Annotated in this window: 25 protein-coding genes; 16 read left to right on the plus strand and 9 right to left on the minus strand. The window is 41.5% G+C overall.

Annotated features, from left to right (window positions below):
• The first annotated feature begins 22 nt into the window (after nt 1–22).
• Nucleotides 23–625, plus strand: a complete 603-nt coding sequence (gene ruvA, locus GTU69_RS01525) for a Holliday junction branch migration protein RuvA (RefSeq protein WP_166167248.1) — start codon at nt 23–25, stop codon at nt 623–625.
• A gap of 253 nt (nt 626–878) precedes the next feature.
• Nucleotides 879–1,886, plus strand: coding sequence for a Holliday junction branch migration DNA helicase RuvB (gene ruvB, locus GTU69_RS01530; protein WP_166167252.1), 1,008 nt, complete (start codon nt 879–881; stop codon nt 1,884–1,886).
• An 11-nt stretch (nt 1,887–1,897) separates the two neighbouring features.
• On the opposite strand, the gene GTU69_RS01535 is transcribed toward ruvB, so the two are convergent.
• Both GTU69_RS01535 and GTU69_RS01540 read right to left on the minus strand, forming a co-directional pair.
• The gene (locus GTU69_RS01535; protein ID WP_166167256.1) at nt 1,898–2,545 is read right to left on the minus strand and encodes a hypothetical protein; all 648 of its coding nucleotides are present in this window, start codon (nt 2,543–2,545) and stop codon (nt 1,898–1,900) included.
• Nucleotides 2,546–2,897: 352 nt separating this feature from the next.
• A complete protein-coding gene (locus tag GTU69_RS01540; RefSeq protein ID WP_166167259.1) occupies nt 2,898–3,479 on the minus strand; it encodes a hypothetical protein in 582 nt (193 codons plus the stop codon).
• 309 nt (nt 3,480–3,788) lie between these two features.
• Between GTU69_RS01540 and GTU69_RS01545 the strand changes: the two genes are divergently transcribed.
• The 7 genes from GTU69_RS01545 to pal all read left to right on the plus strand — a co-directional run bounded on the left by GTU69_RS01545 (nt 3,789) and on the right by pal (nt 10,425).
• Nucleotides 3,789–5,138 carry an amidohydrolase gene (locus GTU69_RS01545; RefSeq protein WP_166167837.1) on the plus strand — a complete coding sequence of 450 codons (1,350 nt, stop codon included), beginning with the start codon at nt 3,789–3,791 and terminating at the stop codon, nt 5,136–5,138.
• A 240-nt stretch (nt 5,139–5,378) separates the two neighbouring features.
• Nucleotides 5,379–5,789, plus strand: a complete 411-nt coding sequence (gene ybgC / locus GTU69_RS01550) for a tol-pal system-associated acyl-CoA thioesterase (protein WP_086196177.1) — start codon at nt 5,379–5,381, stop codon at nt 5,787–5,789.
• Between the two features lie 25 nt (nt 5,790–5,814).
• Nucleotides 5,815–6,513 (plus strand): protein TolQ, encoded by a 699-nt coding sequence (tolQ, locus tag GTU69_RS01555; protein ID WP_086196178.1) that lies wholly within the window; start codon nt 5,815–5,817, stop codon nt 6,511–6,513.
• Nucleotides 6,513–6,962, plus strand: coding sequence for a protein TolR (tolR, locus tag GTU69_RS01560; protein WP_166167262.1), 450 nt, complete (start codon nt 6,513–6,515; stop codon nt 6,960–6,962). Before tolQ ends, tolR begins: the two co-directional genes overlap by 1 nt.
• A 3-nt stretch (nt 6,963–6,965) precedes the next feature.
• Nucleotides 6,966–8,309 (plus strand): cell envelope integrity protein TolA, encoded by a 1,344-nt coding sequence (gene tolA / locus GTU69_RS01565; protein ID WP_166167265.1) that lies wholly within the window; start codon nt 6,966–6,968, stop codon nt 8,307–8,309.
• A gap of 206 nt (nt 8,310–8,515) precedes the next feature.
• Entirely contained in the window at nt 8,516–9,799 is a 1,284-nt protein-coding gene (gene tolB / locus GTU69_RS01570) for a Tol-Pal system beta propeller repeat protein TolB (RefSeq protein ID WP_166167840.1), read from the plus strand.
• 56 nt (nt 9,800–9,855) lie between these two features.
• Nucleotides 9,856–10,425: a peptidoglycan-associated lipoprotein Pal gene (gene pal / locus GTU69_RS01575; protein WP_166167268.1), complete on the plus strand. Its 570-nt coding sequence runs from the start codon at nt 9,856–9,858 to the stop codon at nt 10,423–10,425.
• A 38-nt stretch (nt 10,426–10,463) separates the two neighbouring features.
• Here pal and GTU69_RS01580 read toward each other — a convergent pair whose 3' ends face one another.
• Nucleotides 10,464–10,658, minus strand: a complete 195-nt coding sequence (locus GTU69_RS01580; protein ID WP_086196183.1) for an NF038105 family protein — start codon at nt 10,656–10,658, stop codon at nt 10,464–10,466.
• 186 nt (nt 10,659–10,844) lie between these two features.
• On the opposite strand from GTU69_RS01580, the gene GTU69_RS01585 reads away from it, so the two are divergent.
• From GTU69_RS01585 to GTU69_RS01605, 5 genes are all read left to right on the plus strand, one after another.
• On the plus strand, nt 10,845–11,819 hold the full coding sequence (locus tag GTU69_RS01585) for a class 1 fructose-bisphosphatase (protein WP_166167271.1): 975 nt from the start codon (nt 10,845–10,847) through the stop codon (nt 11,817–11,819).
• 56 nt (nt 11,820–11,875) lie between these two features.
• A complete protein-coding gene (locus GTU69_RS01590) occupies nt 11,876–12,652 on the plus strand; it encodes an RNA methyltransferase (RefSeq protein ID WP_166167274.1) in 777 nt (258 codons plus the stop codon).
• A 166-nt stretch (nt 12,653–12,818) separates the two neighbouring features.
• A complete protein-coding gene (locus tag GTU69_RS01595) occupies nt 12,819–13,433 on the plus strand; it encodes an RNA polymerase sigma factor (protein WP_086196186.1) in 615 nt (204 codons plus the stop codon).
• Nucleotides 13,430–13,753 (plus strand): hypothetical protein, encoded by a 324-nt coding sequence (locus GTU69_RS01600; protein ID WP_166167277.1) that lies wholly within the window; start codon nt 13,430–13,432, stop codon nt 13,751–13,753. Before GTU69_RS01595 ends, GTU69_RS01600 begins: the two co-directional genes overlap by 4 nt.
• Nucleotides 13,743–14,147, plus strand: coding sequence for a DUF3106 domain-containing protein (locus tag GTU69_RS01605; protein ID WP_086196188.1), 405 nt, complete (start codon nt 13,743–13,745; stop codon nt 14,145–14,147). Before GTU69_RS01600 ends, GTU69_RS01605 begins: the two co-directional genes overlap by 11 nt.
• Before the next feature lie 61 nt (nt 14,148–14,208).
• On the opposite strand, the gene GTU69_RS01610 is transcribed toward GTU69_RS01605, so the two are convergent.
• From GTU69_RS01610 to cxpE, 4 genes are all read right to left on the minus strand, one after another.
• Nucleotides 14,209–16,626 (minus strand): CSLREA domain-containing protein, encoded by a 2,418-nt coding sequence (locus tag GTU69_RS01610; protein ID WP_166167281.1) that lies wholly within the window; start codon nt 16,624–16,626, stop codon nt 14,209–14,211.
• A gap of 17 nt (nt 16,627–16,643) precedes the next feature.
• A complete protein-coding gene (gene rbtA, locus GTU69_RS01615) occupies nt 16,644–18,446 on the minus strand; it encodes a rhombotarget A (RefSeq protein WP_166167285.1) in 1,803 nt (600 codons plus the stop codon).
• 118 nt (nt 18,447–18,564) lie between these two features.
• The gene (hda, locus tag GTU69_RS01620; RefSeq protein ID WP_166167288.1) at nt 18,565–19,269 is read right to left on the minus strand and encodes a DnaA regulatory inactivator Hda; all 705 of its coding nucleotides are present in this window, start codon (nt 19,267–19,269) and stop codon (nt 18,565–18,567) included.
• Between the two features lie 15 nt (nt 19,270–19,284).
• The gene (gene cxpE, locus GTU69_RS01625; RefSeq protein ID WP_086196192.1) at nt 19,285–20,505 is read right to left on the minus strand and encodes a chloramphenicol efflux transporter CxpE; all 1,221 of its coding nucleotides are present in this window, start codon (nt 20,503–20,505) and stop codon (nt 19,285–19,287) included.
• 134 nt (nt 20,506–20,639) lie between these two features.
• Here cxpE and purM point away from each other — a divergent pair, with 134 nt between their 5' ends.
• Nucleotides 20,640–21,707 (plus strand): phosphoribosylformylglycinamidine cyclo-ligase, encoded by a 1,068-nt coding sequence (gene purM, locus GTU69_RS01630; RefSeq protein ID WP_166167291.1) that lies wholly within the window; start codon nt 20,640–20,642, stop codon nt 21,705–21,707.
• Between the two features lie 9 nt (nt 21,708–21,716).
• The gene (gene purN / locus GTU69_RS01635; RefSeq protein ID WP_166167294.1) at nt 21,717–22,346 is read left to right on the plus strand and encodes a phosphoribosylglycinamide formyltransferase; all 630 of its coding nucleotides are present in this window, start codon (nt 21,717–21,719) and stop codon (nt 22,344–22,346) included.
• Between the two features lie 72 nt (nt 22,347–22,418).
• Here purN and GTU69_RS01640 read toward each other — a convergent pair whose 3' ends face one another.
• Together GTU69_RS01640 and sppA are read right to left on the minus strand one after the other, a co-directional pair.
• Complete coding sequence (locus GTU69_RS01640; protein WP_166167297.1) at nt 22,419–23,222, minus strand: alpha/beta hydrolase; 804 nt, start codon at nt 23,220–23,222, stop codon at nt 22,419–22,421.
• Nucleotides 23,219–24,244, minus strand: a complete 1,026-nt coding sequence (gene sppA, locus GTU69_RS01645; RefSeq protein ID WP_166167299.1) for a signal peptide peptidase SppA — start codon at nt 24,242–24,244, stop codon at nt 23,219–23,221. The genes GTU69_RS01640 and sppA overlap by 4 nt, the downstream gene beginning before the upstream one ends.
• Nucleotides 24,245–24,297: the final 53 nt, after the last annotated feature.

A 24,297-nucleotide genomic window follows, 5' to 3' on the forward strand; every position in this document is an offset into this window, starting at 1 on the left:
ATAGATAAGTGAATAAATAAACATGATTGGATGTCTTATTGGCGAGGTGTTGGCTCTAGAAGCACCGACAGTATTATTAAATGTAAATGGCGTGGGCTATGAAATCGATACCCCGCTTTCCACATTTTGCCAATTACAAAAAGGCCAGAAAGTTACATTATGGACGCATCTCGCCGTTCGTGAAGATGCTCAGCTTTTATATGGCTTCTTGAATGCTCAGGAAAAAACCATCTTCCGTACCCTGCTTAAAGTCAACGGTGTGGGTCCTAAAATGGCTTTGGGTATTCTTTCTACTCTCAGCGTCGACATGCTAATTCATACTGTTGAACATGAAGATGTGAATACGCTAGTTAAAGTACCGGGTGTCGGCAAGAAAACCGCTGAACGCTTGATGATTGAACTGCGTGACCGCTTCAAAGCCATGTCAGCTGGCACGACACCAAGCAATTCTACTGTAGAGCAAATCCAGTTTAGTGGTAACTCTGCGGTGGCAGAAGCTGAAGCAGCGTTACAGTCATTAGGTTATAAACCTGCCGAAGCACAAAAACTGATTAATGCCGTTAAAGCGGACTTTACCGAAGCAAGTGATATTATCCGTGCTGCGCTTAAGTCGATGAACAAGTAATTCAAATAGATAAACCGATCTATCCTTAAGTTTGATACGCGATAGGCGACATGGATGTCGCCAAGTTGGATTGGGATATAAGGACATATCCTCAATCCAACAAAAGATTTTTGTTACTTTTGATCTTTCAAAAGTAAGGCATCGCCTACGCGAAAGTAGTGGATATCTTTCATCATTCGCGGCCGTGCAGCTAAATGTGGTATTTATGACCATAACGCGATAATCAAATTCACGAAAATAGAACTGACTTAATATGCAAGACCGTCTCATCAGTGGTTCTGAAAAACCCGAAGATCATTTTGATCGTGCCATTCGCCCCACTTCCCTCGATGACTACATTGGTCAACCGGTGGTACGCGAGCAAATGGAAATCTTTATTGGCGCAGCCCGTGGTCGTGGCGAAGCACTCGACCATACCCTTATTTTTGGCCCACCGGGTTTGGGTAAAACCACACTGGCCAATATTATTGCTCGGGAAATGGGCGGTAATCTAAAATCGACTTCTGGTCCCGTTCTGGAACGTGCCGGTGATTTGGCTGCTATGCTGACCAATTTAGAAGAAGGCGATGTACTCTTTATTGATGAAATTCACCGTCTTTCTCCTGTAATTGAAGAAATTCTGTATCCAGCCATGGAAGATTACCAGCTTGATATCATGATTGGTGAAGGCCCAGGCGCACGTTCCATTAAACTGGACTTGCCGCCATTTACCTTGGTTGCAGCAACCACGCGTGCCGGCTTGCTCACCTCGCCGCTACGTGACCGTTTTGGTATTGTGCAGCGTTTAGAATTTTATTCAGTTGCCGACTTAACTCATATTGTGTCGCGTTCTGCCTCGTTAATGGACGTTCCCATGACGGATGATGGTGCAAAAGAAATCGCACGTCGTGCCCGTGGTACACCGCGTATTGCCAACCGCTTGTTGCGCCGTGTTCGTGACTATGCACAAGTGAAAGGTACAGGTGAAGTCACCCAAGAAATGGCTCAACGTGCACTGGATATGCTGAATGTCGATAAAGATGGCTTGGATACTTTAGACCGTCGTTATTTAAGCATGTTGTTAGAACGTTTTGATGGCGGTCCAGCCGGTGTAGAAGCTTTGGCTGCAGCAATGGCGGAAGATTCAGGTACATTGGAAGATGTCATTGAGCCATATCTGATTCAGCAAGGCTATACCATGCGTACTGCACGAGGTCGTATTGCCACCAATATGGCATATTTGCAGTTTGGCATGACGCCACCTGAGCCGAAGGACAAATGAGAAAAGGGAGTTTAGACTCCCTCCTTTACCTTGGTTAGTTCACTATTTAAAAAATTGAATATCTTTTCCTTAAATAATCGTACCTCTTCTTTTAAGTCTGATAGATTAATTTCTATTTTTTCCTTTCTAAAACTTGGAGTAATATTAGAAATAGTCCTTCGCTTGAATAAAATAATATCAGCTCTAATTAACTTTTCTTCAGGGGTCGAATTACCTATATATAGTTCTAGTTTAGTACCTAAACTTTCCATTAGATCTCTTTTTTTAGTTAAATCGACTACATATTCAATTGGATAATCTATATCTAAGTTATTTTGTAAGTTTTTCGACTCATATAATAAATTTTCATATAATGAAATAAAATCAGCACTTGCTAAACGAATTGCATCAATTTTTTCCTTGCTTAAATGAATAGCTGTTTCAATTTTATTCTGTTTCTCTTGGCTTTGAATTAGTTCTTGATTCGACTTTATTTGGCTTTCTGTAGACTTTCTCACCACATAAATTGTAATCAAAAAACCAATAAAACTTATAAAAACAGAACAAATAATTGATGCTGCTACAACCCAATCTGTGGAGTGTTGAATATCTAAAAATAATTTCTGCCCATTCGGCTGCTGTAAAACTACTGCCTGCATGCTTTCTTGTTGGTTCGCCAATTCCTACCCCTTAAAAATCAAAATATTACCTAAAATATTTTATTACAACTCATCAACTTATATTTTTATTTTTAGATTCATCACTTTTAAAAAATCAATTGACAGGCGACATGGATGTCGCCCGTTGGATTGGGGTATATGGACATACCCTCAATCCAACAAAGGGATTTTGTTTACTTTTGGCCTCTCAAAAGTAAGACTTTGCCTACACAAATATATTTCAATTTTATTGAAAAATTGTGGCAGTGAAATCTTATAATTTATCTACGCGAATTCTAAAACTTCTTATAAGCACAAAATCAAAGCATGCTGCTGTTTGATTAACAAACTAGCACCACTAAAAATAAAAGCCCTAAGATCTAGAAATCACCCTCACCTCTTCCACCAGCATCAACTCGCACGCACCATTCCCGGTATCTTCACGGCTAAGTGAACTACGCCAAGTCCAGCCATCAGCAGCCGTGACCTCAACCAGCTGTCCTTTTAAATAAATCAAATCATCTTGATCAATAGCTTTGAGCTGCTTTGCAATCTGTTTCGATGCAGGGATCAAGTGTGTATTGGCACTGTGCGTTGAAATTTCATTGACCGGAATGGGCGGTGCATTTTCATAACGCCAGTAATACCAGCGATTACTCTGACTGATCGATAACTGTTTATAAATAGCAGGATTGGTCATGCTGCCCCATCCCAAAGCAAAATCAACTGGACTAAGTTCCGCCTCTCGCCCAAAACTATAATCTTCTCGTGATAAAACCCGAAACTCGCCAGCATACGCTTCCAGATTTTTCATCCTATAGCCATCAAACTGATGAATTCCTTGAGCAGACTGATAATCAGCAGCCTCTGAAATACCTTTATCCGGTTTCAGCCAGTAATTCCACAGTGCAAACCCCAAAGCAAAAATAATTATATATTTCAAAAAGCGACTCATTTTAAACTCGAATGTCATGCAGTGTTGTAATGCCCTAATAATGGATTGAATCAAATAAAATTGTTGTGTCACAGATCCAAAAATTAAGAGGGATAAACAAAATTGATAAAAGCTAATTTCACATAAATCGCAAAGTATTTATAGTCTCGAAGTCCGTATAAAACCTTTGTATTCCAGCAACTAACAACAAATATACCTTAAAAGTATATTAAGAGCACTCAAATAGTTTTGTCTAAATTTCCTTCATTATGCAATGCTATGGATTCACTGAAATGATCTCAACCTTTAAGGATTCGGTAATATATGGACATATACAAGCAGATCTCCCTTTGTCTTCCACTTCTTCTTTGCAGCCAGTTGAGCCTTGCAGACTGGATTGATGATTCCGTTAAAAATGTAGAAGCCCACACCATTCATCTTCGACAGCATATTCATCAAAATCCAGAACTGGGCAATATGGAATTCAAAACCTCCGAGCTGGTACAAAAAGAGTTAAAATCTTATGGAATAGAAGTGCGTAAAGGCTATGCCAAAACCGGTGTCATCGGGGTACTTAAAGGGGCTAAGCCGGGTCCAGTGATGGCTTTACGTGCCGACATGGATGCACTTCCGATTGAAGAAAAAACTGGACTTCCTTATGCCAGTAAAGTCAAAGCCATTTATCAGGGCAAAGAAACCGATGTCATGCACGGCTGTGGTCATGATGCTCATACCGCGATGTTACTGGGTGCAGCCAAGGCCTTAGCAGCCAATAAAGATAAAATTGCAGGTACTGTGGTATTTGTTTTCCAACCTGCTGAAGAAGGCGGTGCTGATATTGATAATTTTACTCAAGGTCATTTGATCGGTTCACGTAAAATGATTGCCGATGGTGCATTGAACAATCCCAAACCGGAAGTGATTTTTGGTATGCACGTAATGGCAGGTATGCCAAGCGGTAATCTCTCCTATAAAGATGGTGCAATTCTGAACAGTGCGGATCATTTACGCATTCAGGTCAACGGCAAGCAGGTACATGGTTCCATGCCTTGGCTGGGTCGCGATCCAATCTATGCTTCGTCGCAAATGATCAACAACATACAAAGTTTGATTAGTCGTAATGCAGATTTGACCAAAGGCATGGGCGTAGTCAGCATTGGTAGTATTCACGGGGGAACAACAGGTAATGTGATTCCCGATCAGGTGAATATGGTGGGTACCATTCGTTCTAACAGTGAAGATGTTCGCCAGAGCATTTTAAAAACTTTACCCAACATGCTAGAACATAATGCCGCTGCCAATCAGGTCACAGCAAAAGTGGAAATTGCACCCTACGCGCCTGTTACAACCAATGACAAAACATTAACCAAGCTGATGCAACCCACGCTGGCTCAGGTGAGTGGCGAAGATAAACTGCATGTGCTGGACAACAACGCCAGTGCCAGCGAAGATTTTGCCTATTATGGTCAGCTGATGCCATCCTTGTTTGTCTTTGTGGGTGCAACTCCTGCCGATCAGGACATGACCAAAGCCGCACCTAACCATAACCCGTTATTTATTGTCGATAATAAGACTTTAAAAACCGGGGTAGAAAGCCATGTGCGTTTTATTCTGGATTATCCAAAAGTTGCAGAACAGGTACAGGCCGACTGGAAAAAGAGACAAACCACAAAAAAATAAGTACATTTAAAAAAGTGAGCATCCTTTGCTCACTTTTCGTATTTACAGGTTTTGCGAATTCAATACAGAATAAATTTCATTTGAAACCTTGTGCCATTGGACTCAATTCTCATAATGATAAACTGCCACGCGTTACACAGCTTGACTCTTGGCAAAAAAACCGTCATTTTCACAGTTTTTTTAAAACCGCTAAAAGCACAGCTAAAACCATAAAACTGAATTGAAAAATGGGACACAATCATGGCGAATAAATTCGAATTCAACATTCGTGTATATATTGAAGACACCGATGCCGGTGGCATTGTCTATCATGCAAACCATATTCGTTTTATGGAACGTACCCGTACCGAATGGCTACGTGCTTCAGGCGTAGATCACTACTGGCACCAAAAAGATTACAACTTTGTCGTTCATAAAATTAACGTGAAATATTCACGCCCTATCCTGATGGATGATCTGATTACTGTTACCGCGAGTGTAGTTTCGTGTAAAGCGACATCATTTGTATTGCAACAGAATATTTATCGTGGTGAAATCATGCTTGCTTCTGGTGAAGTCGAATTGGCATGTATCAGCGTAGATGGTATGCGTCCAACCCGGCTTCCTGAGGAAATCCGTACACTAATTCTGAAAGAGTTAGGACAAGACTAAAAAAATTTATTGGCACATTGTAACTATGGCAACACAACTAGAATCTTCGCTACACGTATCAGATCTTATTTTACAAGCAAGTCCTGTGGTTCAATTGGTAATGCTGCTGCTCCTTCTGGCATCATTATATAGTTGGTATCTGATTGCCAAGTTACATATGAGTTATAAAAAAGCCCAGGCCGAAGATCAACACTTTCAAAAAATCTTCTGGTCGGGGGCTGAATTAAATACCTTGTATAACAATGCCCAGCTCAATTCCAAACGTGTCGGTCTGGAAGATATTTTCTATCATGGCCTGGGTGAATTTTTCAAACTTAAAAAACGCAATGCGCCTGCCCAGCAAAGTATTGAAAGTACTGAGCGTATCTTGCGTGTGGGTCTTAGCCGTGATCAGGGACACCTTGAACAAGGTTTGGGTGCGCTGGCAAGCATTGGTTCAGTTGCGCCTTATGTCGGACTGTTTGGTACGGTTTGGGGCATCATGAATGCCTTTATTGGTCTGGCAGAGGTCGATCAGGTTACACTGGCAACCGTAGCTCCAGGTATTGCAGAAGCATTAATCGCCACTGCAATTGGTCTGTTTGCAGCCATTCCTGCTGTTTTGGCCTTTAACCATTACACCGCAAAAGGTGAAGCAGTTTATTCAGACCGCGCTTTATTTGCTGAAGAAATGGTGGCGCTGTTACAACGTCAAACTGTGGGTTCTACACAGGAAAATGACTGATGGCAATTCAACGTTCCGGACGCTTTGAGCGTATTAAAAAACCATTAAAAAGTGACATGAATGTTGTCCCTTATATCGACGTGATGCTGGTGCTGTTGGTGATTTTTATGGTCACTGCACCCATGATTACGACTGGTGTAAAAGTTGATTTGCCTCAAGCAAATGGTGTACCCATGCAGGCCGAAGACCGCCCTGCCATTGTCACGCTTGAAACAGATGGCACCATTAAACTTGAAGATAAATCACATAATAATGATGTACTCACACTCGATGAATTAAAAGCTGTACTGACTGAGTCACAACGTGAAGCTTCAGCACAGAAAAAACAAATGAGTGTACTGATTAACGGCAGTGAATCTCGTCCTTATGGTGAAGTCATGAAACTCATGTCTGCCTTACAGGATGCAGGATTAACTCAAGTGGGTTTACTGACTGAGCCATTAAAATAATTTATGAAAGATTTTAAAAAGCCGCCTTTTAAACAAAATGCAGTTGCGATTGGCTTCACCCTTGGGGTGCATGTTATTGCAGTGGTTGGCTTGCTTTATCTGGGCATGAGTCAACCACCTGAGCCTCCCAAAAAGATCACTACCATTTTAGTTAAACCTGAAGATTTAAAACCTGTCACACCTGAAGTCACAGAGTTTAATGAAACAGCAGACAAAAATGTCGCTAAACAAATCACCCAAACAGCTGAACCAAGTGTTGAACCTGCTCCTGTGATTCCAGTTGCACCACCTGTTCCAACACCAGCAAAACCTGATAGCAATAAAGCTGCACAGCAAGCGAAGGCTGCTGCTGAAGCGATGCAAAAAGCTGAACAGCAAGCTGCTGAAAATGCCAAAGTTACCGAAGCAAATAAATTAAAAGCCCAAGCTGAGGCTACTGCAAAAGCTCAGGCAAATGCTGCCGAGAAAGCCAAAGCCGATGCTGCAAATAAAGCCAAGGCTGATGCCGCTGCAAAAGTGGAAGCAGATGCCAAACGTAAATTAGATCAGGCTGAACGTGCAAAAGCAGAAAAAGTAAAAGCGGATGCATTAAGAAAAGCAGAGGCGGATAAACAGCACGCTGAAGCTGCTGCGAAAGCTAAAATAGACGCAGCTAACAAAGCCAAGATAGATGCCACCGCAAAAGCAAAAGCCGATGCAGCGAATAAAGCCAAGGCAGATGCCGCCACAAAAGCAAAAGCCGATGCAGCGAATAAAGCTAAAGCAGATGCCGCCGCAAAAGCGAAAGCCGATGCTGCAAATAAAGCCAAGGCAGATGCCGCTACAAAAGCAAAAACTGATGCTGCAAATAAAGCTAAAGCAGATGCCGCTGCAAAAGCAAAAGCTGATGCTGCAAATAAAGCCAAGGCAGATGCCGCTACAAAAGCAAAAACTGATGCTGCAAATAAAGCAAAAGCCGATGCCGCTGCAAAAGCAAAAGCCGATGCGGAAGCACGTGAACGTGCCGCAGAAGAAGCCAAGGCATCAGCCGCCAAACAGGCAGCAGAAGAAGCGGCAACCAGAAAGGCTGAAGCCAAGAAAATTGCCTCAACAGCAAAACGTGATTTTGAAAATAAAATCAAACGTGCATGGGACATCCCAAGTGGCTCATCAGGTCAAAAGGCCACTGCCCGAGTTACTTTAAGTGATAGCGGTTCGGTTCAGTCGGTGATTGTCAACTCGAGCGACCCTGACATGAAAGCCAGTGTAGAAGCTGCTGTTCGGGCAGCTGCACCTTATCCAATGCCTTCAGATCCTGATGCACGACGTGAAGCAAGAACCTTTACTTCAAGCTTTACGGCGAGATAACTAGAAGCCACATCAAATTCTGGTTGATGTGGCTTTTTTTGGCATTTAAACTGGACAGTCGATAAAACAGCCAAAATTTTATTCACTTTTCACAGTCTTATAACAGTTTAGTCATTATGATGGGCTTTCAATCACTCAAAATCATGCCATTATGTGACACAAGCAGATTCACAATAATTTATATTTTTTAGAGTACGTAGCAGATGATGGAAATGACGCGTAAATATCTACTTTGCCTAACCATTTTGGCCGCTTTAAGCCCGGTATTAGCCACGCAATCCTATGCTCAATTACATCTGGAGATTGCCAAGGCACCTGAAGAAGCACCAAAAATTGCCATTATTCCATTTAATAATGATCAAAGTATTTACCCAATCGTCGAAAATGACCTGAACCGTTCCGGTAAGTTTTCCAGTGCTTCCAAAAATCTTCCTGCCACTGCAAGCATGAATAATCCAAATACAGAGGCTTGGAAAGCTGCCGGTGTACCTTATGTGGTAACCGGTACGGTAAAAACTACTGATAATGGCAGTTTTGAAGTTCATTATCAGCTCTATGACATAGAAAAACAGCAATACCTGTTAAATGAATTATTGACGGTCCCGGCTTCACGTATTCGTCAAGCTGGTCATATGATCAGTGATGCCATTTACCAGGCATTGACTGGCATTCCAGGTGATTTCAGCGGTCGTATCGCCTATGTACTGCGTAACCCAGCAACACCGGAACAGCGCTATACCCTGCAAATTGCAGATACCGATGGTGAGCAGCCGAGAACCATTCTGACTTCCCGTGATCCTATCCTTTCACCGGCCTGGACCCCAGATGCGAAAAAAATTGCTTATGTTTCATTTGAAACTAAACGCCCAGCCATTTATGTACAGGACTTGGCTACAGGAAACCGTGAAAAGCTGGCCAGCTTCCGTGGACTGAATGGTGCGCCAAGTTTCTCACCGGATGGCAAGAGCATGCTATTTACAGCTTCCATGCATGGCAATCCTGAAATCTATCAAATGAACCTGGATACGCGTGAACTACAGCGTATGACCAATGACAGTGCCATTGATACTGAAGCACGTTATGCTCCAGACGGTAAATCCTTTATTTTCACCTCTGACCGCGGTGGTTCAGCACAGATTTATAGCTATAATTTTGCCAATAGCACAAGTAAACGTCTAACCTTCCGTGGCGCATTTAATGCCCGTGGTACCTTAAGTGCAGATGGCAAAAAAATTGCTCTGGTCCATCGTCCAAGTGGTAGCAACTATAAAGTGGCCATTCAGGACATCAACACCGGTATTACCAACATTCTTACCCCAACCAGCCTGGATGAGTCACCAAGTTTCTCTCCAAATGGTCAAATGGTGGTCTATGCAACCCGTGAAGGAAACCGTGGTTTATTGTCCATCATGTCACTGGATGGCCGTTTTCGCATGAACTTGCCAAGTGAACAGGGCGAAGTTCGCGAACCGGCTTGGGCCCCTAAATAACAATACAAGCGAATTAATTTTATTAATCTAAAGTAATGATAATCATGGAGATACAGATGAAAGCAATTCAATTATTGGTCCTTCCTGTTCTTGCTACAGCATTGGTGATGACTGGATGTGCCAGCCGCAAGCCTGCTGCTGAAATTCAGGCAGGACAAAATCCGAGCGGGGCCACTACCGTCAGTACTGAAGGTTTAAGTGAAGATGCAGCCTTAAATGCACAAAACCTGGCAGGTGCGTCATCTAAAGGTGTGACTGCTGCGAACAAGGCATTCTTGGCCAAGCGTGTGGTTCACTTTGACTATGACAGCAGTGAACTTTCAAATGAGGACTATCAAACCCTTCAGGCACATGCCCAGTTTCTTGTAGCCAATGCCAACTCAAAAGTTGCTTTGACAGGTCATACCGATGAACGTGGTACCCGTGAATACAACATGGCCTTGGGCGAACGTCGTGCCAAGGCAGTAGAAAGTTTCTTGCTGACTAACGGTGTAGCTGCAACCCAATTGGAAGCCGTAAGCTATGGCAAGGAAATGCCGATTAATCCAGGTCATGACGAAAATGCATGGAAAGAAAACCGCCGCGTAGAAATCAACTACGAAGCCGTTCCGCCTTTATTAAAATAAGGGTTGGCATAAAAAAGCGCTCAATTCGAGCGCTTTTTTTAAGCTTTCTCAGATGCCTGAGATGCTTCTTGCGGATGCTGCATGGATTCAATCAGATCATGCTTGTTGAATTTTTTGTATTCAGGTTTAGCTTCATATGCTTTCCACGCCTCTTTCACTTTTTCGGCAGAAATATCATCTAAACTCATAGCTTCATTTGGCGTTGGAGTCGCATCAAACTTTTGCGTTGTCATAATTATGCTCCTATCACGTTTTCCATAACCTATAGAACTCAACATAGCATTTTCCACAGAACTTACAAGAGTAAAATCGCGACAAATAGCAGAGTTTAATTGTTCTTTTGCCACGTTCTCATCTAAAATAGCTGCCCATATTCATTTGATAATTTTTTATCATTTTCTAATTGGAGCTTTCCTGTCATGTCATACCTCACCCTTTCCCAATATTTACAACAACAAAACGGGAATCTTACACCTGAATTGGCTCAAGTTATTGAAACAATTGGCAATACATGTAAAGACATCGATCAATTATTGCAAAAAGGTGCTTTGGCTGGTGTTTTAGGGAGTGCACAACACGAAAACGTTCAAGGTGAAGAACAAAAGAAACTTGATGTGATTTCAAATGATTATTTAATTAATGCTTTAAAAGTTCATCCACATGTGGGTGGCCTAGCTTCTGAAGAATTAGACGAATTCACTCCTGCACAAGAAAACGGCAAGTATCTGGTATTGTTTGATCCTCTCGATGGTTCTAGCAATATCGATATCAACATGTGTGTCGGGACCATTTTCTCTATTTTACCTGCTAAAAATGCAGTGACCAAAGCTGAAGACTTTATGCAAGCTGGTACAAACCAGGCTGCTGCAGGTTACGTGCTTTATGGCCCATCCACCATGATGGCGCTCACTGTAGGTGCTGGGGTGGTATTCTTTACTTTCGACCCTGAAAGCAAAGAATTTTTAATGACTTCTGAAAATATTCAGGTTGCTGCCGATACTAAAGAATATGCCATCAACGCATCGAATCAACGTCACTGGGAAGCACCGGTAAAACGTTATATTGATGAATTGCTTGCAGGAAAAACAGGCCCGCGTGAAAAAGACTTTAACATGCGTTGGGTGGCGTGTATGGTGGGTGATATTCACCGTATTCTTTGCCGTAGTGGTATCTTTATGTACCCATATGACACTAAAGATCCGAAAAAAGCCGGTCGTCTACGTTTAATGTATGAAGCAAACCCAATGAGTATGCTGATGGAACAGGCAGGTGGTGCATCTACCACTGGTCGCGTACGTATTCTGGACATCCAGCCGACTGAACTTCACCAACGTGTACCTGTAGTGATTGGTTCTAAAAACGAAGTTGACCTCGTAACTGGCTATCATAATTAATTTTTCTTATAGCGGAAGTAAGTCCTCATAACTTGCTTCCGTGGATTTATTCTCCCATGCCGACTATTTTTCTAGAATCAAAAGATAATCCCAAAATTAAACACTTGCGTGGCTTAATTGAGCAGAATTCATATCGCAAAAAACAAGGTCAAACCGTACTTGAAGGCACCCATTTGTGTCTGGCCTGGTTAGCTGAAGATAGAAAAATCAAATCTATTTTTACCACCGAACAGGCTTTAAGCCATCCTGATTTTGACCGTATTGCCGAGCAATACCAAGGTGCAGTCTTTGTCATTGGTGAATCCCTGTATAAAGATTTAAGTACGCTGGGCACCACACTGGCTTGTCTTGCCATCGTCGATTTACCCACTTCCCGCCATGCTTTAGATTTCACGGCAGACACCTTAATTCTGGAAAATATTCAGGACCCTGGCAATGTCGGTACTTTACTCCGCTCCGCTGCTGCTGCCGGTATTCGACAAATTGTCTGCACCAAAGGTTCAGCTTCGCTTTGGTCACCACGAGTACTGCGTGCCGGAATGGGGGCACATTTCTCCTTGCATACTTATGAAAATGTGACACTGGAAGATATTTTGTCTCAATTCAAGATTCCGGTATATGTAACCAGTTCACATGAATCAGAAAGCTTGTATACGAAAGATTTGACCCAATCCTGTGTCTGGATTTTAGGCAACGAAGGTCAAGGGGTTTCTGAGTACGCCCTTGCACATGCACAAGCCGTTTCCATACCCCAGCCCGGCGGACAAGAATCCCTGAATGTTGCTATTGCGGGTTCAGTCTGTTTCTTCGAAATGGTTCGTCAGCGTTTATAAACTGATCTTTCGTTACTTTATTTTAAACATCACTGATGGATGTTAAAAAATAGACTACACTAGAAAAATAATATTATTTTTGTCAACCAAACCATTATTTTCAACGTTATATAACTATGAAATTGGAAATAATGGTGGGTATCCAATGACAGGATTTTCCATCTCTATGGATTCAGCACCAAAACAGTCTCAGTCAGAAAATTTAAGTACTCTGAAGAGTACGGCTGAACAACGCCTGAAGACTTTTATGCAGGATGTGACTGGACGTGCCTTGGTCATGATGGAAAGTGCGACTCAAGGTCAACAAGGTATCGCGATGGATTTGGTACAGGAAGCATTTATTTCCTTGCACAAAGCTTATGCTGATAAATCGACTGATGAATGGTATCCCCTGTTTTACACCATCTTAAACCATAAACTGCAAGACTGGCGCAGAAAAGAAGCTCGTCGGGTGCAACCTTTTTCTTTTTTCAAGAAAGTCAGTCTGGATGATGACGATCTTGAGTTAAATGATATTGTCGATGAGACTACTCCTAGTCCATTCGATTTTCTTAATCAAGCCGTGACTGCCGAAGAAATCAAAGAAGCCATCGCTCAGCTTCCTGTTCGCCAGCAGCAAGCTTTTATGCTTCGTGCTTGGGAAGGTTTTGATACACACACAACTGCACAAATCATGCAGTGCAGTGAAGGGAGTGTAAAAACCCATTATCACCGTGCTATTCAAGGCCTCAAAGCTTCTTTAGCACATTTGAATCCATATCGTGGAGGGTCATCCGAATGAAACAAGATGATTTCTTAAAACAAGTTACTTCCAAACTCGATGGGCTCGCACAACATCACAAAGCCAAACCCCTGGTGATGAATCATGTCATTGAAGAAATTCAAGCACGAGAAACATCTCGTTATGGGCTTTGGAAAATGTCAGGTTTTGCTCTTGCCGCCGCAATTGCAGGATTTGTGGTATTGCCAAACTCCTTTGAAATGTCAGAAAAACCGCAAAATCAACAAGTGGTAGTGACCCCAAAACTATCTCCTCAAATGGTTGAAGATTTGGAAATGTTAATGGTTTTAGGTGAGGATAAGGTTCCACATGGCAGCTAAAAAATTAGCCTTTGCTTTTTGTGCACTCGGATTTTTACAAACCAGTTTTGCTGGTTTCGAACGTTTTTGGATTTTTTCCAAAGATGCTGATACACAAGTTGCAGAAACCTGGGAAACATTATCCGATAGTGAACAACGTGCACTCATTCAACGTTACCAATCGCTCAAAGAATTACCCGAAGCACAAGGCACTACTTTACAGCAGCGTATGGATTGGTTTACCCAACTTCCAGAACAAGAAAAACAGAAAATGCGTGAAACCTGGCAGAAAATGAGCAGCCAAGAACGTAAAGAATTGGGTATTCGTATGCAAAAAGCGACACCTGAAGAGCGCCCGCTCATTCGCGAAGAATATATCAGTAAATATTTCCCACAAACGACTAAAAATCATTAATTATTTGATTATATTTAAAAAATTAAAATCAAAAAAGCCGCTGACTTCAGCGGCTTTTTTATTATTTCATTCGATAACGTCGATATAAAGTTAAACCTAGAATAGCAAATACACCATATACTCCAAATGACCCACCACCACTCGATGATGAATTGGTATTTTTGGCAGTATTGTTCAAATAAATAGTGGCAGTATTTGATCCCAATCCCTCAGCATCATATATTTTATAAGTCACCCGATAATCGAATTGACTGAGATTATTCTTAACTGCAAAATGCAATTTTCCACCATAACATATATTACTGGCATCAGTACCCGGACAAGGACCCTGGCGTTCTGCCGTCATAATCAACCCAGCCGGTAACTTCTCAATTTGGATTGGAATCTCTAGCCCTTGTTTATTTTGGTAAAATGCCGGTTTTGCTGCAGCTACAGTAGAAGTCAGGCCATCACCATTATCATGGTCATTTTCCAGAGGATTAACGGTTACTTCCAGATTAGAACTTGAACTAATAGAATAAATATCATCCTTTGCAACAGGAGTAATATTTACAAAGCTTGCCTGTAAAATACCTGAAGACTGCTTGGCTTCACCACCCTTTTCTTTAAGCGTGTATTTACAATAGGCATAATCAGCAGTATTAAGCAATTCACCACTTGTACGATAGATCATGATCTGTTTGAAATCTGCATTCCATTCGCATTTTAAGTCATCTAGTCCACCTTTTAGCACAGCATTACCATCGGTTACAGTGAGTGTACCAATGCCATAAGGCTCAACCTCAACAGTATAGTTATCGGCTTTTAAACTTTTGATGCGATAATCTTCACCAGATGTATCACTTACCTGCTCTTCTGCGGGAATCGCCAGTACAAATGGGTCAAAATAAATAGCACGGTATTTTTGGTGCTGCTTGGTATATTTCAACAGATTTTCGTATTGAGCTAATTCCTCTTTAAAATCATTGATTCCGGTTGAGTTTTTAACTCCTTCGTCAATTAATGCCTTAAGTTCATCAATATTAGACTGATAAAATTCCAGTAAACTAATAATCGAGCTATTTTTTAAATCTGTAATATCTATAGCGGATAAATTCATACGTTCAACCGAACCGATATCGCAACTATTCTTTTTGCTTGGTTCAAGTTGTAAAACCGTATCTAAAAAACGGCTTAAACCGCGTTGATCATAATCACTACAACCTGAACGATTGACATCAATTAGATCTGCCGCACTTTGATTATCTCTTGGATAATATAAAGGCAAGAACATATTATATGCTGATGATTCCGTCATCTTCGACAGTAAGCTAGAAAAACTAGTGCTAGAGACATCTAAATTTTTCGAACTTTCAACTGTGGACTCTAAAGTAATTTTAGGTAACACACATTGATCTGTTCCTGATGCCAAGTTCAAGGCATTATTGCTTGCAACAAAAATCATTTTTTCACTCGGAACACCATTAACCGAGTTATAACGACAGGATTTATCCGAATTATTAAAAGCCAGAATATTGAATGCGAAAACTTTGCTACCCGATTGATCATATAAAAAGGTGCTGTATGCTGAATTTTCTACGATCGTATTACTAATGGCGGTTAAAGTTGAATAAGGACTAAAACGATCTAAACCGTCACTCACTGCCCGTAAAATACTACCGCTACTTGAGTTTGCTATATTTTGTGCAATCGTATTCGCAGATAAGTTTACCTTTGCAACACCACAAAAATCTAATGCACTCGCACTGGCGATCGAACCATTCTGAATAATACTGCTTTGAGCAATGGTCACCGCAGGTTTGGTATCTCCCAGATTGCCGTAACAGTCCATTGCAATAACACTGCCTTTATTGGCCTGATTCCCTTGAATTAAGCTGTTACTTATCTTGACTTCTTTTTCAATATTTTGCGCAATATTATAAATTGCACCCCCTGCAATATCCGCTTTCGAATTTAGAATTGCACCCTTATTGAAGCTTAAAGCCCCACCGAGTAATAATGCCCCACCCCGACCATTTTCAGCATAACCTTTTTCAAGTTGAATATCATTTAGCGTTAGACTGGTTTCACTAATACTGGTATTAAAAATTCTTGAACGATTTTCACCGCTAATAATAGTTTTTATCTGTTCAAATGCAGGATATTTTTGTGTCAGTTTATCTTTTTCATCATAGTTAAAACGTGAAACGCCACTAATCACCAAAGCCGATTCCGGTACTAGCTCTGAACTTAATTTATATGTACCGGCTTCTAATTGAATTTTATCTGCTACACCATTAAGCGTATTTCCAGCTGTACACCCCCCATAACCTATATTTTTTTTCGCAGTAATGATTGCTTCACGCAATGAACATGCATTACTGTTTTCACCATTTTCGTCTGCAAACGTCGTGACCTTAATGGTTTTATCCTCCGCTGCCATTAATGACATAGCAGATAAAACCATAATGCAGAGCAATCCTTTTTTATAATTGTGCATTACTTTTTTCCTACTTTTTATTTCTTATAATGACGCAGACCAATCAGACCTAATAAAGCCAATAAATTCAACAGCCCAAATGTACCACCTGATGTTTTGACGCTCTTGCTATCCATAGCATTACTTTGCTCTTGCACCATATTTGCACTAAGCACCAGATATTTTTTATTTTCATTAAAACGCGTAGAAGATGTAACGACACGCAGTTCAAAAATATCTGCACCGCGCCAACTACCATTTGGCGTGTAAACCAAATTACCATCAATATCTAAAGTCAGTGAACCTTTGCTCTCCGTTAAGGTTTGATCAACATATACACAGCCATCTTGCCATTGTTCACCATTGGGATGTTTGCCCAATAGCGCTTCACATTTTTCTTTCGGATATAAGTCACTGTCACCCAAGTATTGCAAGATATTGATTTTCGCTATTTCACCTACTTTTAAGTCCTGACCAATACGTGCAATGGTCGTGGGTACAATAATCTCAATAGCACCGCGGTCACACCAGCTGTTATCAGTGGTTCTGCTCTTATCGCGCTGATCTAATCCTTCACAGATCACCTGAACATGCTCAGTATCTGAATCAACTCGCCCTTTATTTAAAATGAGCGTGTCAAACATGTTATTTGCACTAAGTAAAATACGTGGCCGTATATATCCTAAAAAGGTATCTTTTGCTGTTGCATAAGGACAAAGTAAGGCTTCTTGGTCTGCAATGAGTGATTTACAACTGCCCTCGCTACTGTCTCCTGCGAAAAGTTTATTGCCAGTCCAAAATTCATTCGGATAATTGGCATCACCGCTTCTACATTCAGAAGTAACCAAGTTATTTTGCAAAATACTTTTATCATCACTACTAAATTGGCAATTATTATTTGTTCCATTTGGATTACCAATCACAATACTGTTAGCCATATAGCCTTGAGCATTTGGTGCTTCAAACTGCACACCTGCAGTATTTGCAACAATAGTCAGATTATTTAAGCCTATTCCATCCCGAATATTAACAGCATAGCCTGTGTTATTCACAAAGGTACTGTTGGTAATCACATTTATCTTAGAAGGAAAGGTCAGTTTAGATGGGTCTAGAATATTCTTTTCACTAAAAATGTTGGCAGTGCCCGAAGTGGTTTTATTATTTTTAAAAACAACATTGGTGATGGTGAAATTTGGACGTTGACTGTATAAAATACCACCACTCATCGCTTCGTTATTTTGAATCAGACTGTTGCTAATCGATACACGGCTACTATATAGATCGGCATCGGTATTCTCACCTACGTTATAAATAGCTCCTCCTAAACGCGCTATTCCCCCCGTGAGTTTTACATACTTTAAGACCAAGTTTTCATTATTATATAAAATACCGCCGCGATCGGCACAGACACTCTTTTGACAACCTTCAAAACTGACTTCTTGTATGTTTACTATAACGCGTTCTTTGACATTATCATCAATATTAAAAACCTGATCTTGGCCTGTCATACGAATAATGGCGTTATTTAAGCCGGCAACAGCTGTGTCACTAACATTGGTTTCATAATAAGTTTTCAAATTAAGTGCTGATGTAATATTAATTTTACTTGTCAGCGTATAGACTTTTAATTTATCTAACAGAATAGTTGAAGTTGAGTTTTCTCCTCCACAACCATAAAAACCTTCTTTCGGCAACCCCAAATTAACGTATTCTATTGCTTCACGTAATGAGCATTCCTTGTCATCTTTTTTAGTATCTTCAGTCGTGTTTACGATAATATCTGCACTATAAGCATGTCCTGCAAAGCACAACATCCCTATACCTATGCTCCGTTTGAGCATATTACTCTCCTTATATTCTTTAATTTTTTTTATTCTTTAGTTGCAACATCCCTGCAACATCGAACTATTTTGCTGTACTTTGTCACAGCTTGAGTAATTACTCAAGATTTTTTATTTTTTACCGATATTCATCGATCAAGGCATAAATTTGTCTTAAATTCGCATGACTAATCTTAATTTTCTCACCTTTTAATAGCTGAATAAGCTGTTCCAAAGTTTGCAGTAAAACCGAAGTCTGATGAGGCCCATGAGCCAATAAATAATCAATAATCTGCTGGTCAATATGAATTCCCCGACGCGATAACACCGAGTTCACCAATGCATAACGGTCAGCATATAAACTCCCTGAGGGTACCTTGACACTGACTGCCTGAGTCAGGCGGGACTGTAAATCCGGAAGTTCAAGTTTCAATTCAATCGGGGCCATACGGGAAGAAAAAACCAGCTGTCCACCACCTTCATTATTGTAATTAATTAAATGAAAAACTGCTTTTTGCCAATGTGGAACACCGCTGATCGCTTCGATATCATCCAGTGCAACCAGATCATATTGATCTAATGAGCTAATCGCTTCAGTCGGTGCATCCAGCAATTCAAGCAGTGAAACCTGAATTGCAGACTTGCCAATTTCCAGATAGGAATCACAAATAGCAGAAAGCAAATGACTCTTGCCAGATCCTGCACCACCATAGACATAAAAGCGGTTCATTAAACCGGCATGGAGTTGTCGAACTGCATCGATCACATGCCCCCATCCCGGCCCAGAAAAATCGCTAATTCTGGCGTCCAGTTGAGGTTCAATATCGAGTTGCAGTTGACGCATATATGAGTTTTAACCTTAAGGTTCTTTATTATCTATCGATTCAATCTTACTCGATTTTTCAGTCTCTTGCAGATTTTTTGCAGGATGATTTTTGACTTCAATATCAATATCAATCTGTTCGCTTTCAATTGAAACCGACCCTATATCAGTGTTCTCTATCACCACTTGAGGGTGCCCGTAAACACGGCTCTTTTCATAATACTCTCGTGCATGACGTAGCAGTACGACAATGACGGCGGCTACAGGCAAGGCAATCAGCATTCCCAAGAAACCTGCAAGCTGGGCACCTGCCAATACTGCAAACACTACAGCAACTGGTGATAAACCAATTTTATCACCTAACAGGAAAGGTTGCAGAATATAACCTTCTACCATCTGCCCCACCATGAAAACTACAACCACCAAGGCAAGATGGGTCCAGTCCAGACCAAATTGAAATAGTGTGGCGATTACGGCGGCAATGATTCCCACAGCAAAACCCAGATAAGGAATAATACTGGCCAGACCTGCAATCATGCCGATAATCAGACCGACTTCAAGCCCGATCATTTGCAAACCCACTGCATAGACCACGCCCAGCAAAAACATCACCAAAAATTGACCTTTAACAAAAGCACCTAAAACACTGTGACATTCACTGACAATATTCAAAGTTGCCTTTTCATAAGGACGCGGAATCAATCTACGGAAACTGTCCAGCATGCGCTCCCAATCCAGCAGGAAATAGAAAGCAATAATTGGAATTAATATTATTGTTCCACCAATTTGAATAAAATTCAGACCAGACTGGGCAACCTTCAGCACGACCGCCTGAATACTGTCTGCACTGTAATTGGTTTGAATGTAATCCATAATGGCCGAGGACATCTGCTCGGTGTCTATTTCCATCGGCACCAGATTAAATGTATGCGACAACCACGGCAGGAAAGTATAGTTCACCCAGTGCATACCTGCGGGAATACTGGTTTTGGCATACATTAGCTGTTTCCAGACCAGTGGAACCAGATACCACATTGCCCAAGTCAATACGACCCCAATCCCTATAAACACCACACTAATCGACACCCAGCGCGGCAAACCGATACGATGTAACTTATCTACTAAAGGACTAAACAGATAGGCAATTAAAAATGCCCCGATGAAAGGTAATACTACCGGTTTAAGCAGATACAAAACCCAAAGGATAAATGCGATTGCTGCAAGTATAAAAATGCGTCGTGAAGTGCGATCGACCATAGAAACTCGCCTTTTTTCGGTTTATTTGTTCTAGACAGTAAAATATTTTAATAAAGATAGCATTTTAGCGCATAAATAACATAAGAGTTTCGTATATTCGGGTATAATCGCGGCGCGAATGCGGAGACTTCATTATGAGCAACTCAACTTCCCCTAACACTGGTTTAAGCTATAAAGATGCGGGTGTCGACATTGAAGCGGGCGACTTACTCGTCGATCGTATCAAATCTGTCGCAAAACGTACTTCTCGTCCTGAAGTCATGGGCGGACTAGGCGGCTTTGGCGCACTTTGTAAAATCCCTAAAGGTTATGAAGAACCTGTTCTCGTATCTGGCACAGATGGTGTTGGTACAAAATTACGTTTGGCATTGAATTTGAACCGTCATGACACGATTGGTCAGGACCTGGTGGCAATGTGTGTCAACGATCTTCTTGTATGTGGTGCAGAACCATTATTCTTCCTCGATTACTATGCAACAGGTCACTTGAATGTTGATGTTGCAGCAAATGTAGTAACAGGTATTGGTGCGGGTTGTGAGCTTGCGGGCTGTGCACTTGTAGGCGGTGAAACCGCTGAAATGCCAGGCATGTATGAAGGCGAAGACTATGACCTTGCAGGTTTCTGCGTAGGTGTAGTTGAGCAAAGCAAAATTATTGATGGCTCTAAAGTTAAAGCGGGTGACGTTTTAGTGGGTGTTGCATCTTCAGGTGCACATTCAAATGGTTACTCTCTTCTTCGTAAAATTCTTGACGTGAAAAACGTTGACCTCACTCAAATTGTTGACGGTCGCCCACTTGCAGATACAGCAATGGAACCAACACGTATTTATGTGAAGCCAATTCTTGAATTGCTTAAACAGGTTGATGTTCACGCTATGGCACACATCACGGGTGGCGGTTTGCCAGGTAACTTACCTCGCGTACTTCCAAACGGTGCTCAAGCAGTGATTAATGAATCTTCTTGGCAATGGCCGGAACTGTTCAAACTTCTTCAAAAAGAAGGTGGTGTTGAACAATTTGAAATGTACCGCACATTCAACTGTGGCGTAGGTATGGTACTTGCTGTTGATGCAGCAGATGCTGACAAAACTGTTGAGTTGCTAAACCAGCTTGGCGAAAAAGCATGGACCATGGGTCATATCGTCGACAATGCTGAATCTGTTGAAGGTGCAGACGAAAAAATCCGTGTAGTTTTTGCATAAGTACTTCGCATGATTAAAATTGCTGTCCTTGTTTCAGGGAGTGGAAGTAACCTGCAGGCCCTGATTGATGCCAATCTCTCAGGTCAAATTGTCGGGGTCATTTCCAACAAACCTGAAGCATATGCTTTAGAACGTGCTGCAAAAGCGGGCATTCAAACTACCGTTATTGAACACAAGCAATATCCTAACCGTGAAGCCTTTGATGATGTCATGCATCAGCAATTGCTTGATTGGGATGTTGATCTGGTCGTGCTTGCAGGCTTTATGCGCATCCTGAGTGCCAAATTTGTCAAAGCCTGGGAAGGGAAAATGCTCAACATTCACCCTTCCCTGCTGCCGTACTACAAAGGCATGCATACCCATCAACGTGTACTTAACACCGGTGATGTACTGCATGGCTGTACGGTTCACTATGTCACTGCCGAACTGGATGCAGGTCAGGCTTTGGCTCAAGGTGTGTTGAAAGTGAATCTGCATGACAACGTTAGCAGTCTTGCCAACCGTGTGCATGTACTTGAACATGTCATTTACCCGCAAGTGGTGGAATGGATCTGTAATGGAACCATTCAGCATACTGAACAGGGTGTATTGTATCGAGGTCAGACAATGAAAGAGCCGGTGCAATTCTGCAAGTTTTAAAGAATATTAACGTATAAAAAACGCATCCGAGGATGCGTTTTTTATTGCTTTATTTTTTAACAAGCGCAGTAATTATACCGGCTGCCGTTGAATCAGTTGCTTGATCAATTCTACAGTCTCTAGCGGTTTTTCCAGCGGAAACATATGACTTCCCGGAACAACCGTATATGCAATATCAAACTTCTTTTTCGCAATTTGCGGAAAGCCCCGCTCAATAAATGGCCCTTGTTCCGCCATCAGCAGTTGGACAGGCACTTGAGGTTTTGGCTGTGGCAGCCACCATAATGATGGATTGGTTCTAAAAATATTCACCTCATCCATTTTGGAAATGGTCAACTCCACCCCGCCTCGCACCTTGTCTTCCGTTAAAGCATGATCGATATAGGCCTGGAAACAGGTTTCATCAAAATGTTGATAAAAGCCTTTGGGACGCAGCAATTCAGCTGCTTGTTCACGACTTTCCCAATGATCTCTGCGACGTAAGGACAAAGAAGCCGGCGACATTTTATCTACGGCTTTCAGCTTTAAAGTTTTGGCCACGTGCAAAGCAAAGGCGTCTTTCCCCATAATTAAAGGCGGATCAATCATAATGACCTGCTCAAACAGTTCAGGACGTTTTAAGGCTGCCTGAAAAGTCAGCACTGCTCCCAAAGAATGACCAAGGCCAATGACTTTGCTTCCATTAGCCTGGCGCACAATACTGTCAATCACTTGATTGGTCAGACTGTGCCAGTGATTGTCTATGGGATAACGCTTGTCCGGACCCAGTAAAGGCACATAAATAATGTCATATTCATCTTTCAGCCCATCAAACAGTTTTTGATAGACTTTCGATGGCACGCCATTGGCGTGCGCAAAGTGGATTACTGGTTTCATTGCAGTTTTGTCGTTTGTTCAGATTGGACTTGCTGTGAAATCGAGCTAGCAAAACCCTGTCCAATTGAACTCCCCATACGTCCTAGTACTGAATCGAAAGGATTATATTCAATGGTATAATTTACTGCTTTTTCCAGTTTCAGTTCTCGTTTCAAACTATTTAAACTGCCAGTACGGTCTGCAATGCCCAATTTCACTGCCTGTTCACCTGTCCAGAACAAACCTGAGAAGATTGCAGGATCAGTCGATTTCAATTTTTTACCACGGCCTTGTTTTACGGCATTGATAAAATGGTCGTGCACATTATCCAGCACTCCTTGTACATGAGCCTTTTGCGCAGGATCTACTGGCTGAGTCATTGATAAAAGTGCTTTGTTCTCACCAGATGTCATAGTACGGTCTTCAACACCTAATTTCTGCATCAAGCCATTCACGCCATAGTTCGGCATAATCACACCAATAGAGCCGACCAGACTTGAAGGGTTGACAATGATCTCATCTGCAGCAGAGGCGATATAATATGCACCTGAAGCACCGGTATCACCAATAATGGCATACAGTTTTTTGTCTGCATGGGCTTTTTTCAAATATTGAATTTCCTGCCAGATTTCATCCGATTGAACCGGTGAGCCACCAGGTGAATTAATATTTAAAACCACGGCTTTACTTTGCTTATTTTCAAAGGCTTTCTTGAGTGCTTTGATTGTATCGTTACTATTCACGCTTTGCTTGTCTGCAGCAATGGTACCAATAATATCAACCACCGCAATATGTGAGCTGGTGGTTGCCGTTGGATCTGCCGTAGATGTACTGCAGCTTTTAGCCAGTAACACCAAAATAAAAAGAATATAAGCAAAGGTGAGAAATTTAAAAAAGATTCCCCAACGGCGCGCACGGCGCTGTTCTTCTACAGAGGCTAAAACGGCTTTTTCTAAAATATGCCATTCTTTGCCAGTTATATTTTGCGAATTATGTTGTGTATTTTGAATTTCATTTTCTGGTTTTGGTGGCCAATCGGACATGGAAAACGATCCACTGTTAAGTTAAATTAGAGTCATTATATACACTGATCGGG

It is taken from the genome of Acinetobacter sp. SA01 (assembly GCF_011319235.1).
GTDB lineage: Bacteria > Pseudomonadota > Gammaproteobacteria > Pseudomonadales > Moraxellaceae > Acinetobacter.

What these genes read in the sequence shown, in the direction of transcription:
- GTU69_RS01580 (WP_086196183.1), bottom strand. Translation starts at nt 10,658, where the DNA reads ATGACAACGCAAAAGTTTGATGCGACTCCAACGCCAAATGAAGCTATG.
- GTU69_RS01595 (WP_086196186.1), top strand. Translation starts at nt 12,819, where the DNA reads ATGGATTCAGCACCAAAACAGTCTCAGTCAGAAAATTTAAGTACTCTG.
- GTU69_RS01590 (WP_166167274.1), top strand. Translation starts at nt 11,876, where the DNA reads ATGCCGACTATTTTTCTAGAATCAAAAGATAATCCCAAAATTAAACAC.
- GTU69_RS01600 (WP_166167277.1), top strand. Translation starts at nt 13,430, where the DNA reads ATGAAACAAGATGATTTCTTAAAACAAGTTACTTCCAAACTCGATGGG.
- tolQ (WP_086196178.1), top strand. Translation starts at nt 5,815, where the DNA reads ATGGCAACACAACTAGAATCTTCGCTACACGTATCAGATCTTATTTTA.
- tolR (WP_166167262.1), top strand. Translation starts at nt 6,513, where the DNA reads ATGGCAATTCAACGTTCCGGACGCTTTGAGCGTATTAAAAAACCATTA.
- tolA (WP_166167265.1), top strand. Translation starts at nt 6,966, where the DNA reads ATGAAAGATTTTAAAAAGCCGCCTTTTAAACAAAATGCAGTTGCGATT.
- ruvA (WP_166167248.1), top strand. Translation starts at nt 23, where the DNA reads ATGATTGGATGTCTTATTGGCGAGGTGTTGGCTCTAGAAGCACCGACA.
- cxpE (WP_086196192.1), bottom strand. Translation starts at nt 20,505, where the DNA reads ATGGTCGATCGCACTTCACGACGCATTTTTATACTTGCAGCAATCGCA.
- GTU69_RS01605 (WP_086196188.1), top strand. Translation starts at nt 13,743, where the DNA reads ATGGCAGCTAAAAAATTAGCCTTTGCTTTTTGTGCACTCGGATTTTTA.
- sppA (WP_166167299.1), bottom strand. Translation starts at nt 24,244, where the DNA reads ATGTCCGATTGGCCACCAAAACCAGAAAATGAAATTCAAAATACACAA.
- GTU69_RS01585 (WP_166167271.1), top strand. Translation starts at nt 10,845, where the DNA reads ATGTCATACCTCACCCTTTCCCAATATTTACAACAACAAAACGGGAAT.
- purM (WP_166167291.1), top strand. Translation starts at nt 20,640, where the DNA reads ATGAGCAACTCAACTTCCCCTAACACTGGTTTAAGCTATAAAGATGCG.
- pal (WP_166167268.1), top strand. Translation starts at nt 9,856, where the DNA reads ATGAAAGCAATTCAATTATTGGTCCTTCCTGTTCTTGCTACAGCATTG.
- ybgC (WP_086196177.1), top strand. Translation starts at nt 5,379, where the DNA reads ATGGCGAATAAATTCGAATTCAACATTCGTGTATATATTGAAGACACC.
- GTU69_RS01640 (WP_166167297.1), bottom strand. Translation starts at nt 23,222, where the DNA reads ATGAAACCAGTAATCCACTTTGCGCACGCCAATGGCGTGCCATCGAAA.
- tolB (WP_166167840.1), top strand. Translation starts at nt 8,516, where the DNA reads ATGGAAATGACGCGTAAATATCTACTTTGCCTAACCATTTTGGCCGCT.
- GTU69_RS01610 (WP_166167281.1), bottom strand. Translation starts at nt 16,626, where the DNA reads ATGCACAATTATAAAAAAGGATTGCTCTGCATTATGGTTTTATCTGCT.
- rbtA (WP_166167285.1), bottom strand. Translation starts at nt 18,446, where the DNA reads ATGCTCAAACGGAGCATAGGTATAGGGATGTTGTGCTTTGCAGGACAT.
- GTU69_RS01540 (WP_166167259.1), bottom strand. Translation starts at nt 3,479, where the DNA reads ATGAGTCGCTTTTTGAAATATATAATTATTTTTGCTTTGGGGTTTGCA.
- ruvB (WP_166167252.1), top strand. Translation starts at nt 879, where the DNA reads ATGCAAGACCGTCTCATCAGTGGTTCTGAAAAACCCGAAGATCATTTT.
- hda (WP_166167288.1), bottom strand. Translation starts at nt 19,269, where the DNA reads ATGCGTCAACTGCAACTCGATATTGAACCTCAACTGGACGCCAGAATT.
- purN (WP_166167294.1), top strand. Translation starts at nt 21,717, where the DNA reads ATGATTAAAATTGCTGTCCTTGTTTCAGGGAGTGGAAGTAACCTGCAG.